The sequence below is a fragment of the Piscibacillus halophilus genome, from assembly GCF_900110685.1.
Lineage (GTDB): Bacteria > Bacillota > Bacilli > Bacillales > Alkalibacillaceae > Piscibacillus > Piscibacillus halophilus.
In genome coordinates, this window is the sequence record NZ_FOES01000060.1 from 1 (window position 1) to 12146 (window position 12146).

Below are 12146 nucleotides of genomic sequence, written 5' to 3' on the forward strand. Positions count from 1 at the left end.
AGATAAACTAAAAGAAATTAAAGAAGGGTTATATCGTTATTACGACCTTGTGAAGGAATCAGGAGTTGTAGAATTTGAAAGGTCGATATCGACCTTTCAAAATTGGCAAAAACAAATCATGAATAGCTTCGCATTTGATTTACATAATGGATATGTTGAAGGGATTAATAATCAAACCAAAGTGATTAAGCGTAATGCCTTTGGATTTAAACGATTTGATCGTTTTAGATTAAAGGTGTTATTGCATCATCAATATAAGAATTTAAAGGTTCGTATCAATTAAATTAGGAGTGAGCGTATGCTCACCCCAACATTTGACTTAGAACCTTTTTATTGAAGAAACGGATTATACTTTTTCTCCCTTCTAACGGTAGTGCTAGGACCGTGGCCAGGGTATACCATAGTCACTTCAGGCAATGTCAAAATCTTGTTTTGAATGTTTTCAATGAGTTGATCATGATTCCCGAAAGGTAAATCCGTTCGTCCTATACTTCCTTGAAATAATGTGTCCCCCGCAATCAATATGTGATCTTCTTTAAAGCTTAAGGAAACGCTTCCGGGTGAATGTCCTGGAGTATGTAATACTTCAAACGTAAAATCATCAATGCTCTTAGGGCCTTCATCTAAATGATATTCAGCCGGTTTAGAACTATAAATTTTACCCACCCCAAATAAAGTGGATCCGTTTTGATCAGGATCTGTTAACCAATCTTTCTCAACGGAATGAATATATACAGGGATATTGTACTGATTGCGAATATTTTCAACGGCACCTATATGGTCAAAATGGGCATGGGTTAAGACAATTGCCACTGGTGTAATGGATTGTTCCGTAAAATAATCAATGAGGAGATCATGATCACCACCTGGATCTATAATAAGTGCTTTTTGACCTTGCTCTAAAATGTAACAATTTGTACCTAGTATTCCTAACTCAAAAACCTTAATGTTCACAAAAATGTCCTCCTTTTTATAAGCTTGTTTTTCATATTATCACTCGACAGTGCGATATTTTTTGTATAAAATATACTAGAGTATGATACGTTATAAAATGTAAAATTTGAAATCAATTGTACAACTAAGTATTTCAAGGAGGCAACAACCATATGGTATTAGGAATTATCTTCTTATTTGTCGCGATATTAAGCTTTATTGCAGTATTTAGGGAACTAAAGCGCCGCAATATCTTCGGTTTATTATTTGCTGGAGCTTCAGCTGCTGTTTTCGGTTGGTTCTCTGTCATGACCATTTATTCAGAGATTGTGAACATGATTTAGAAGAACCTAATATGGTAACGGCTAACGATCTCGTTAGCCGTTTTTATTTTGCCTTTCATCCAAATCTACAATTTGCATATTTTCATTATAAAAAAATCGATACATGACTAAAGATACAATAATAGCACTGACAGAAACAGTAGAAAAAATACTGATTGAAATGACTAATTGATATTTAATCGCAACAATTGGTTCAACTCCACCTAATATTAATCCTGTCATCATACCCGGCAACTGAACGAGTCCAATCGTTTTTAACTGATCTATATTTGGAATTAACGCAGCATTTAATGTTCGTCTAACGGATAGATGTGAGGCTTGCTTTGGTGTCGCCCCTAAAGACAATGCCGCTATGATTTTTCCTTGATTTGTACTAAATTCTGATTTCATCCGTTCTAGAGATAATCCCATCGCTACCATACTATTCCCAATTACCATGCCACTCATTGGTATAATTTCTTCCGGCGTAAATGAAACCATATCAAATCCCAACCATAACGCTAACACAAATATTTCAATAACAATTAATCCACTTAAAATAGTTAAGAAAACATTCGGTAGTTCTTTTCCTTTTTTTCGGGCATGGAATGTCGCGATGATAATCATAACGCTTAACATAATTGGAATACCTATCATCGGCTCTAAATTAAATAAATATGTTAAAATAAGTCCTATTAAAAATAATTGTAAGGCACCACGAATCGAGGACCATAATATATCTTTTTTTAATCCAAGTTGATAAAAATAAGAAATTGTAAAAGGGATCATGACAAAGACGATTAAAACAAGTAAGGAAAAATTTGATACATCTCGATCCATAAGTTCCTCCTATATGTTCGTAGTAAATTTTTTTAACTCTTCCGTTTTTGGACGATCTAACATTTGAGGAAGTAACCCTTCTTCCCTAACTCCCCCATTTTGAAGAAAGATACCCTTTGTTCCTAACCGTTTAGCTTGTTCTATATTATGAGTAACCATAATAACGGTTAAATCTTTTGTTGTAATTAATCTCATGAGAACCTCTTCAATCCGTTCGATATTTTGATCGTCTAAGGCACTTGTTGGTTCATCCAACAATAACACTTCAGGCTTGTTCGCTAACGTACGAGCTAATGATACTCTTTGCTTCTCCCCACCTGATAATTCGTCTACTGATTTTTTTAAATAAGATTTAGGCAAATTAACATAATCCAATAATTGATTAACCCATTCCTGTTCCCACTCCTCAAAAAGGGAAGGTCCATATTTCAAATTATCTTCGACTGTTTCAGGAAAAAGGTGAGGTTGTTGCAACACTAACCCAATGTTTTTACGAAGTTTAGGTATATCATAATTATCAATTGAATCTCCATTATAATAAATGTTTCCCTTTTCAGGATCATGTAATCGATTAAACAAATGTAATAATGTTGATTTTCCAGAACCAGATGGACCGAACAACATGACTCTGTCACCTTTATAAATCTCTAAATTTATATTTTTAAGTATTCGTTTGTAGACTCCTTTTAATTCAAATAATGGTTTTTGCATATATGACCATCCTATGTATTTGATATATTACTTAAGATACTAAAAAAAGTGAGGCTGCTCAAGTTACAGCCTCACTCATCTTGTTCTTCTTCTGCTTCAATGACTTCCCCACTTTCAAAATCATAAAAGCGAAGCAAATCACCATAGATTATTTCATCGGAATAATTCAATTCTTTCGTTGCTTGTTCTCTAATATCTTCACAAGCTGTCTCTTCTTCTACAGGCTCTCCAGTTTCGTTATCATAACAGACGCCTGATGCATAAACATAATCTTTACCTACCACACGTCCATCTCTAAAGGCAATAAAATCTTTTCTGTCACTAGGCTTATCAAAGATATTACTACCGAATCGAATATCTTCTTCTAATTCGATCCCTAACATATTTAAAATAGTTGGTTTGTAATCAATTTGACCAGCTAAAGTTGAAATCGTACGATCGTCTTCATGGCCAGGAATATGAATGATAAATGGTACTTTTTGAAGTTTAACATCTTCAAAAGGTGTAATTTCTTTACCCAAATATTTACCTAAAGCTTCATTATGGTATGAAGGAACTCCATAATGGTCTCCTCCGATAATGAAGATCGTGTCTTCATATAACCCTTCTTCTTTCATCTTATTCATAAAATCTTCGATAGCTTCATCTGTGTAACGAACCGTTTGGAAATATTGATTTAAGGTTACTGAATCTGATTCATAAGGATCCAAACTAGCTTCCTCTTCTGGGATATCAAAAGGAAAATGATTGGTTAGAGTAATGAATTTTGCATAAAAAGGGTCTTCTTGTTCTTTTAAGATATCTACTGATTGCTCAAAATACATTTTGTCATTAAGACCCCAACCGATGGTATCCTCTTTTGTGAAATCATAACTTTCGACATCAAAGAACTCATCATACCCTAACGATTCATACATAACATTTCGGTTCCAGAAACTTGCATTATTGGCATGGAAAACGTAAGAATTATAACCCTTTTGCTCTTTAATAATTTCCGGTAGTGCATAATATTCATTTTGAGAATGAGTAAAGAATGCAGCACTATTCGGTAAAGGGTATAGACTATTATCCATTAGAAATTCATGATCGGATGTTTTCCCTAACGCTGTTTGATGATAATAGTTATCAAAGTAATAACTATCTTCTATTAATTCATTTAAAAATGGAGTAATTTCTTCTCCATGAAGTTCCCGATTAATCACAAATTCTTGAGCAGATTCGAAAGCAATATAAACAATATTCTTTCCTTCTGCAATTCCTTCTAAATCAATACTTTGTTCAGCGTTTTGTGATTCTTCAACACTATCTTTGACATATTCTTCTATTTCATTGAATTCTGACCCGTCGGCAAAAATTCTTTTAGATTGCATCGTTGCCGTTATAAAAGCATCATAACCATGAAATGTGTACAGACCAACATTCTTAACTAAATATTCACGATCAAAGCCTCGTTTAAATAACATTGGGCGTTCAAGTTCAGCTAAAACCATGTTCAAGGCTAAGAATGAAAAAGCTACAGCTAATATTCTACGTTTAAATAATGTTGAGAACGGTTGAATTGGAAATATTTCTCTTTTACCTAAATAGAAAATGAGAGCAACATCCAGTATTAAAATTATATCCTCAAAATGAAATAGCGAAAGAATACTTCCGCCAAGATCCCCAGCATTATTTACCTGCATTAAAGTAGGGAGCGTTATAAAATCAGTAAAATTGCGATAATACATTAGATTCGCAATTAATATAAAAGTCATTGCAATAGTGGTAATATAAATAAACTTTTTCTGACGCTTTTTCTTAAACCATACACCTATAGAAAAAACGAAGAAACTAAATGCAAAAGCATTTATAAAAATAATGATTTCTTGAAATACTGATTCAAAAGATAGGTTAAAATAAAATCGATAAACTAAATATGTTTTTAAACCCACCAATAATGAAGCAATAATAAATAGTGGTATTCTCCTAAAGCGTTCCATATTATGAACCTCCGTTTTTCTTTCTCTCTTTTGTATTAGACGAGTGTGAGAAAGAAAAGTTTCACAAATAATATTATTAAATGAAATACCCTTAAATTCAAGTATTATAACCCAAATTTTAAAGAATTATTCTAGGCCTTTCCTCTCATTTTTAATAATCATAAGCGATTTCATGTATTCATCAGAGCTTATAAGCTTATTTTCATACAAGGATTTAATCTCATCTTCCATTAATGATAAATCAGCTCGACGGTCACCAATATAAACAAAAATTCCATACTGCTTTAATAAACTTCGAACATCTATAATATTATTCATTGATCATCTTCCTATTTTTTACTTAACTTTTCCTAAACCTAACGTAAACATTATAACAATTGTAACTAATATTATAACACCGGTAATTATTTGTATAATTGGCGATTTCTTTTTCGGTAAATGAACAACTTGAGATGCCATAAACCCACCAATTAATCCTCCAATATGGGCGCCGTTGTCAATTTGAGGCACGGATAAACCGAATAATATATTAATCCCAATGACGATAATCAAATTAATTCCCATAGTTTTAAAGAAAATTTCACGATAATGTAATCCAAAAAACAATAATGCACCAAACAATCCAAATATAGCTCCAGAGGCTCCTGCAGCTACTGAATCATTTGTAGCAAAACTTGCAACACTTCCAAATATGCCAGCTAAAAAATAAATAAAGAAAAACCGTTTTGTACCATATATTTTTTCTGTTAAATCACCCAAATAATAAAGAGCAATCATGTTCATAATTAAATGTAGAATACCTATGTGTAAAAACATCGATGTCACAATACGCCAATACTCACCATCTGCAATATATGGATTGTATTTGGCTCCCCAATCGACTAGATTTTGTACGTTGGTACTTCCACCACTATTTTCAATTAACATGAAAATAAATACATTTATAGCTAATAGCAAAAAAGTTAATCGTGTTTTTCCAAATGAAAAAACACGTTCAAATTCTTTCTGCTTTTTAAACAAATTTGCGTGAATTTTTTGTTCTAAATAAATGGATTGACGTTCCTGCTCCTCAGTAGAAGGTAATTGATTTAGTAATTCTGAATTTAGACCTTCTAATTGATTAGAGAAACGTTCCCATTCTTCCCCTCTGGATTCTTGGTCTAAATAGTATACGGTCAGATCAACGGATTTGTTATGGCGAATTGGTCTTGTTTTTTTTAGATTTTCCCAATCGTCTACTGGTACTAAGTCCGAAATATATACAAAATGGAAGTGAATATTCTTCCCAGATAATAATTGCCTTTGGCGCAAAATTGTAGAAATTCGTTGTTCAACATCTCTAGTCATTTGGTTAGACCAATCATACGTACGATGCATTAACCTTATAATATGGTTATGTTTTTTTTCGATTTTTTGTAATATATATTCATCACGTTCTTCTGATTTATAAACTAATCGATACTGATTTTCTAATAAATGATTTAATACCTTCATTAAGGTATAGCGTTCGGTAACAAACAAAATAACAACTCCTCCGCCGGATAACCTACATCTCTTTACCTCGTAATTAAACTAGCTATTTCTTCATATGACATATCCGTATTTATTTCATATTCTCCAAGTTGTATCTCACGACTATAACCTTGCTCCTCCATATATTGAGAGAATGATTGCACATCGTCAATTATATTCAATCGATCTAATTCTGATGCTATATCTCCCAATGTCATCCCTGATTCAATATTTAAAACCTTAGAATCTCCGGATTGGTCCGTCTCGTTGTTTAATTCATCTAACTTGGTTTCTAATTGTTGTTTTTCCCTTATTAAATTCTCATAATCATCGTTTTTAACCGCTATCAATCCTTGTTCTTCTAAATGTTGAGTGACATCATCGTCTGTTATCGTAATTTCACTTCCTGCTAGTTCTTCATTGGAAGTTGCATCTACTTGCCAATAAATATAACCTATGATCAATGTAGCTGTTAATAATCCAATTGAAAACGACTGTATAATTGAACGCATGTTATGACTCCTTATTTGAATGATTCATTTTTCTCCCGTTGGTTAACAATGATACGAATATCCTCTTCTCTTAATCCAGATTCATTAGAAATCTCATGTAATGAATATCCTTCATCATATAAATTTTTAACCTTTTGAACGATCGTTGGTTCTTTATATTCTGTGACACTTTGACTTACGTTTGATCTAGGTGTTGTCATATCATAGGGATCAACCAATAACTCTTCTTCTAAAACCTTGATCTTGTTTTTTAATTGATATTCGTTTTGCATAGATGCAATGGATATATCTTCTATTTGTTTTTCTAGTTCATCAAAGCGATTATTCATAAAAAATGATAATATGAACAATACTATACTTATAATTATTAGCGTTAAAATGGCAATATCCATTTACAATCACTCCTCACCCTTAATTCTATTAATTAGTTTAACATTAGTTAATTTAAAAGAGAATGACATCTACACTTGTCGAACTACAATTCTTTCTTGAATAATCTGTTGCAATTTGGTATGATGATGTAGTCAAAAATGATTGTAAATGCAGAAATGGAGGGATTTACATGCGTGTACAAGTAACTTTAGCATGTACTGAATGTGGTGACCGTAATTATTACACTACTAAAAATAAACGTACAAACACTGAGCGTATTGAACTGAAAAAATATTGCCCAAGAGAAAAACAACATACGTTACACCGTGAAACCAAATAAACAGTAGGGACTATTCCTGCTGTTTTTTTATATCCAATATTAATATAAAAAGTAGGGGTTACGATGTACAAAGAGACATTTCGCATCCTTAGTAAACGATTATTAAAACATATAACCAAAGAACAAAAAAAGCAATATTTAAAAGATATCTCTAATCGTTTGTATCAAACGCATTGGTGGAAGAATTCAGATGTGATTGCTTTGACCATTGCTAGAGACATTGAGCTAGATACATTACCGATCATTGAGGAAGGTTGGAAGCAAGGAAAACAAATCGTCATCCCTAAATGCTACCCTGATAATCATCTTATGAATTTCTACTTATTTACCAACCAACATGAGTTAGAAAATGTGTATCTAGATTTATATGAACCTAAGGAAGACCCTAAAAAATTAGTCCAACCAAATCAAATTGATTTAATCATTGTTCCAGGGCTATTATTTGACTTCCAAGGTTTTCGAATTGGGTATGGTGGTGGCTACTACGATCGTTACTTAGCTAATTATCCCCACTCTAAAATTTCTTTAGCGATGGAACAACAACTCGTTAAACATGTACCTCACGATCAATACGACCTCCCAGTCGATGCGGTTATTTCTGAAAAAAATATTTATCAATAAAATATATTTAACTTGAAAACAGGCTGAGACAAAATAATGATTATATAAAAGAAGGCGAACCCTAGACTGTATTAAACATCCAAGGTTCGCCTTCTTTATGGTAGCTCCATTTTCGTTCGGATTTTATTGACCTATTTATCTTTTTGTCCCAGTACTCTTTTTCATCTTTATTCTTCTTCGGATTCTTCCTCATCTTCTGATGATTTCTTATTTCCTAATTCACGTTCTTCTTTCAACTCGAAGTATGCATCTAACATTCTTCTACCAATAATGTTATTAATTTTGTATTCATTACCTTGGCCTGTATAAGGCACAATTAACGCAAATGCGACTTCTGGATTATCATAAGGTGCATAACCGACTAACGATAAATTATTAGTTTCAACACCCTCTATAAAAGCCTGAGCTGTACCTGTTTTACCTGCTGGTTTATATTCAGCATCATTGAAATAACTACTTGCTGTACCGCCAGATTCCTGGAACACTTGACGGAATCCCTCTTGTACTCTATTTAAATATTGTTCTTCCATTTCTACTTTATTTAAAATAGTAGGTTTTTGAACTTGATATACACTGCCTAATTCTTCTGTATTAGAAGGATTGTGTAACTGTTTCACTAATCTAGGTGCTATGCGATATCCACCATTAGCTATAGTCGATACATACTGTCCGAGTTGTATAGTCGTATAAGCCTCAAACTGACCAATCGCCATATCCAATACCTCATAACCTTTTACAGGGGATACTCGATCGCTTCCAAGAACCCCAGTTGCTTCATAAGGATAATCCACCCCAGTTTTAGTTCCTAACCCAAACTGTTTAAAATAATTTGATAGAATTTGATATCCTTCTCCATTATAGGAAAGTGGCTGTTTAGGGACGTAATCCCAGTGTCCGCCCAACCTCATAGCGACTCTAAACATGTAAACGTTTGATGATTTTTTTAATGCATCAATATCAGTAGGGCTTCCTATAGAGGATGTCCAAGACCCTTTATCAGGAGAGCCTTTAAATTGTAATCTTTGATCTCGGAATCTTTCTCCAGGTTGAATAACACCTGAATCCAGACCAGCTAATACCGTCGCGCCTTTTACGGCTGAACCCGGTAATTGAGCATCATACAACACACGATAAGGTTCATCATAAAATTCTTTTTTATCACGATCATAACGTTGACCTGAAATTGCAAGGACCTCTCCCGTATCGGGATCCATCATGACCGCCATTGCTCGATCTACATAACGATTTTCATATGGATGCTTTGTAATAGCTGCTTGCAACTCTTCTTGCAAAATTTTATCAATTTCTTTTTGTAATTCCATGTCGACAGAAAGCATTAAATCTTTTCCTCGTTCACCTTCACGAACGAGTTCACTCTTTATGACTTCACCACTAGAATTTGTTATGTGTTGACGTACTTCTTTTTGACCCTGTAAATAAGGTTCATACTCTTCTTCTAGACCACTTTCTCCAACACGATCATTTAAACTGTAATTACGTGAAAGATAGTGATTAATATCTTGTCTAGGTAAACCTTCGTTTCTATTTGTTATATTTCCTATAAGGTTAGACAATGTCGGATGATTGACCTTTACTCGTTCCCAATCAGTCGATACACTAATTCCAGGTAATTCATGTGCATGTTCTGCAATAATAGCATATTCTTCTTTTGAAATTCCTTCATTCTTTATCACGTGTGGAGTTAGTTGAGTAGCTTGATCTAACTCACGTTTAATCGCAATAACTTCCATTTCTTCATCAGTTATTGAGTTTAAATCTTCTTGGGTCATACGATCGAGAACGATTTGATACTGTTCACTATCACTAAGAGTCAATTCTTCTGATGATAACCTAGAAAATGCCTTTTCTCTATTCTTAAGAATCCAATAGTCCTTCATATCACGTTCCGTAACGGAATCCGTATCTTCCATATTCATATAATTGACCAGTTTCTCGGCAGTTTCCAAATTATCTTCCGGTTGAACGTTACGTGGTGGTGTGTACGTAATGGCATACTTTAAATCGTTATCAACAATCAAGTTACCATTACGATCATACATTTTTGCACGCGGAACCGGTGTTTTGGACGTGACATTCTCCGTACGATCTATTTCTGCTTGTGCATCTTCACCATGAAGAATTTGCACAACCCCTAATTGCAAAATTAGTAATGAAAATAAAATAAATATAGCAAAAAACAATACATTTAATCGAAGAGGTAAATGTGATTTTTGTTTCTTTTTTTCTCCCATGATACTCCTCCCCTTTTTTCTCTATTTTATTATATCACCCTTTCTCCCCTTCCAAAAGCTGTTTCATAAATTATTCATAACTATGTTGATTTAACTTTTGGATTTTAAAAATAATTAAACCTGAAATAAAGTAACCAACCCCAAAAATAATAACGGAATACTTCATCCAATCATCTGAAGACACATAATTTAATCCAATAATAAAGAGGATCAACGATAAAGCTCTACCACTATTTAAAACAATATCTCGAAAAATAATATATTCCACTCGATAATCACGAGCGTTCCTAGCTTGACCAATCACATCATATGAAATAGATGTAAATGGTGCAAAAAATAATGGTAAAAACACCCCTAAAACACCCGCATAAATATAAAAATCTAATGGTTGATCAGAAATTAATAACCAAAATACTGATAAAAATAAGAAGATGCTTCCAACTAATATTAAAATTTTTCGGTTATCAGGTCTTACAATCCTTGCTACAACTTGATACATAATAAAGGATGCAATTGCATAAATCATGTTATAAACCCCAACAATTAACTCACTTTGGGTTCCTACATATACCCAAAGTCCAATTAAAAATAAGAAAACACCTTCACGGATTCCCTGAAACATATGTGCTGATAACATCCAAAACCACTGCCGATTTCGTTTACCTTCTTTTATAACTTCTTTTATATTGTAATCACCTTCAACACTTCTTCTTTGAAGAAATATACTGCATATAATAGCTAATATGAACAAAACAAATGAGATAAAAAAGATGGTTAAATAACCTTTATATCCTGTTAGTACCGTAATAATCCACCCTGCTGATACCGGTCCTATGATTCCACTTAAGGATTGTAAAGCGCCAAACATTCCGTTAAAAAAGTCCCTAGTATAAGGTTCTGTTACTTCAAACATTAAGATGTTATATGCAAGCCAAAATAACCCATAACCCGTCCCAATTAATATTCCTAATACATAGTAAAGGTCAGAAGCTTTAGTAGACAATAATAAAACCGAAATAAAAAAGACTGAAATTACAAAAATACCAGCCCTTAAAATAATTACCCGATCTATACGTTTAGCCCACTTACCAAGCAACACAAAGATTAGCGTTTGCGCTAAATATATTGAAAGGTTATACAATGCTAACAAAAGTAAATCTTCCGTTTGTTTCCAAAGAAATATATTTACGAAAATATTGGATAAGTATATACCGAGTGTATATAACCAGCCAATGATTAATAATAACCCTAAATTTTTCTTCTCAATATGACTAACACCAGACAACTGGTTAGAAAACATGTTATCCCTCATTTCCTAACCAGTATTTTTTGCAATAAAAGTTACTCTATACGTTGGAATGAGTTAATATAATTAAAAAGAGCTAACTCTTTTTATGAGTTAGCTCTTCAGGCTGTCGAGAAAGTCTCGACAGCCTATATTTTTTGCCTAAACTTTAACAATTCACCGCGTTAATTTGTTATAATATAGTTAGATTAATAAAAGGCGGTGTTCCCATGTTTAATAGTAATAAAGAGCGTCAAATGGAAATAGAAATGGTTACAATTGATGAGCTTGTCCCTGATGATCATTTATTAAGAAAAATAGATCGATACATAGACTTTTCTTTCATTCCAGAAAAAGTTCGTTCATATTACTCTGAAGATAATGGTCGACCTTCGCTCGACCCACTCGTATTATTCAAGATGATGTTTGTAGGTTATTTCTATGGGATTCGATCTGAGAGAGAATT

At 33.1% G+C, this 12146-nt stretch carries 15 protein-coding genes; 5 read left to right on the forward strand and 10 right to left on the reverse strand.

Annotation, left to right across the window (positions count from 1 at the left end):
• Positions 1 to 283, forward strand: a 283-nt coding sequence (locus BMY57_RS15050; RefSeq protein ID WP_143063858.1) for a transposase, incomplete at its 5' end; no start/stop codon positions are given.
• Positions 284 to 330: 47 nt separating this feature from the next.
• Here BMY57_RS15050 and BMY57_RS15055 read toward each other — a convergent pair.
• Positions 331 to 954, reverse strand: coding sequence for an MBL fold metallo-hydrolase (locus tag BMY57_RS15055; RefSeq protein WP_091776071.1), 624 nt, complete (start codon positions 952 to 954; stop codon positions 331 to 333).
• 152 nt (positions 955 to 1106) lie between these two features.
• On the opposite strand from BMY57_RS15055, the gene BMY57_RS15060 reads away from it, so the two are divergent.
• Complete coding sequence (locus tag BMY57_RS15060; RefSeq protein WP_091776074.1) at positions 1107 to 1277, forward strand: DUF2759 domain-containing protein; 171 nt, start codon at positions 1107 to 1109, stop codon at positions 1275 to 1277.
• Positions 1278 to 1310: 33 nt separating this feature from the next.
• On the opposite strand, the gene BMY57_RS15065 is transcribed toward BMY57_RS15060, so the two are convergent.
• From BMY57_RS15065 to BMY57_RS15095, 7 genes are all read right to left on the reverse strand, one after another.
• Entirely contained in the window at positions 1311 to 2096 is a 786-nt protein-coding gene (locus BMY57_RS15065) for an ABC transporter permease (RefSeq protein ID WP_091776076.1), read from the reverse strand.
• A 9-nt stretch (positions 2097 to 2105) separates the two neighbouring features.
• Positions 2106 to 2807, reverse strand: a complete 702-nt coding sequence (locus BMY57_RS15070) for an ABC transporter ATP-binding protein (protein ID WP_091776079.1) — start codon at positions 2805 to 2807, stop codon at positions 2106 to 2108.
• A gap of 71 nt (positions 2808 to 2878) precedes the next feature.
• On the reverse strand, positions 2879 to 4786 hold the full coding sequence (locus BMY57_RS15075; RefSeq protein ID WP_091776082.1) for an LTA synthase family protein: 1908 nt from the start codon (positions 4784 to 4786) through the stop codon (positions 2879 to 2881).
• 126 nt (positions 4787 to 4912) lie between these two features.
• Entirely contained in the window at positions 4913 to 5104 is a 192-nt protein-coding gene (locus BMY57_RS15080) for a YqgQ family protein (protein WP_091776084.1), read from the reverse strand.
• An 18-nt stretch (positions 5105 to 5122) separates the two neighbouring features.
• The gene (locus BMY57_RS15085) at positions 5123 to 6307 is read right to left on the reverse strand and encodes a rhomboid family intramembrane serine protease (RefSeq protein WP_091776087.1); all 1185 of its coding nucleotides are present in this window, start codon (positions 6305 to 6307) and stop codon (positions 5123 to 5125) included.
• A gap of 35 nt (positions 6308 to 6342) precedes the next feature.
• Positions 6343 to 6810, reverse strand: coding sequence for an MltG/YceG/YrrL family protein (locus tag BMY57_RS15090; protein WP_091776090.1), 468 nt, complete (start codon positions 6808 to 6810; stop codon positions 6343 to 6345).
• An 11-nt stretch (positions 6811 to 6821) separates the two neighbouring features.
• Positions 6822 to 7202, reverse strand: a complete 381-nt coding sequence (locus BMY57_RS15095; protein WP_091776093.1) for a hypothetical protein — start codon at positions 7200 to 7202, stop codon at positions 6822 to 6824.
• Between the two features lie 170 nt (positions 7203 to 7372).
• Here BMY57_RS15095 and rpmG point away from each other — a divergent pair, with 170 nt between their 5' ends.
• Together rpmG and BMY57_RS15105 are read left to right on the forward strand one after the other, a co-directional pair.
• On the forward strand, positions 7373 to 7522 hold the full coding sequence (gene rpmG / locus BMY57_RS15100) for a 50S ribosomal protein L33 (RefSeq protein ID WP_091776096.1): 150 nt from the start codon (positions 7373 to 7375) through the stop codon (positions 7520 to 7522).
• 63 nt (positions 7523 to 7585) lie between these two features.
• Positions 7586 to 8143: a 5-formyltetrahydrofolate cyclo-ligase gene (locus BMY57_RS15105; RefSeq protein ID WP_091776099.1), complete on the forward strand. Its 558-nt coding sequence runs from the start codon at positions 7586 to 7588 to the stop codon at positions 8141 to 8143.
• A 167-nt stretch (positions 8144 to 8310) separates the two neighbouring features.
• On the opposite strand, the gene BMY57_RS15110 is transcribed toward BMY57_RS15105, so the two are convergent.
• Both BMY57_RS15110 and BMY57_RS15115 read right to left on the reverse strand, forming a co-directional pair.
• The gene (locus BMY57_RS15110; RefSeq protein ID WP_091776102.1) at positions 8311 to 10395 is read right to left on the reverse strand and encodes a peptidoglycan D,D-transpeptidase FtsI family protein; all 2085 of its coding nucleotides are present in this window, start codon (positions 10393 to 10395) and stop codon (positions 8311 to 8313) included.
• A gap of 70 nt (positions 10396 to 10465) precedes the next feature.
• The gene (locus BMY57_RS15115; RefSeq protein WP_091776105.1) at positions 10466 to 11695 is read right to left on the reverse strand and encodes an MFS transporter; all 1230 of its coding nucleotides are present in this window, start codon (positions 11693 to 11695) and stop codon (positions 10466 to 10468) included.
• A gap of 215 nt (positions 11696 to 11910) precedes the next feature.
• Between BMY57_RS15115 and BMY57_RS15120 the strand changes: the two genes are divergently transcribed.
• Positions 11911 to 12146, forward strand: a 236-nt coding sequence (locus tag BMY57_RS15120; protein WP_177176386.1) for a transposase, incomplete at its 3' end; no start/stop codon positions are given.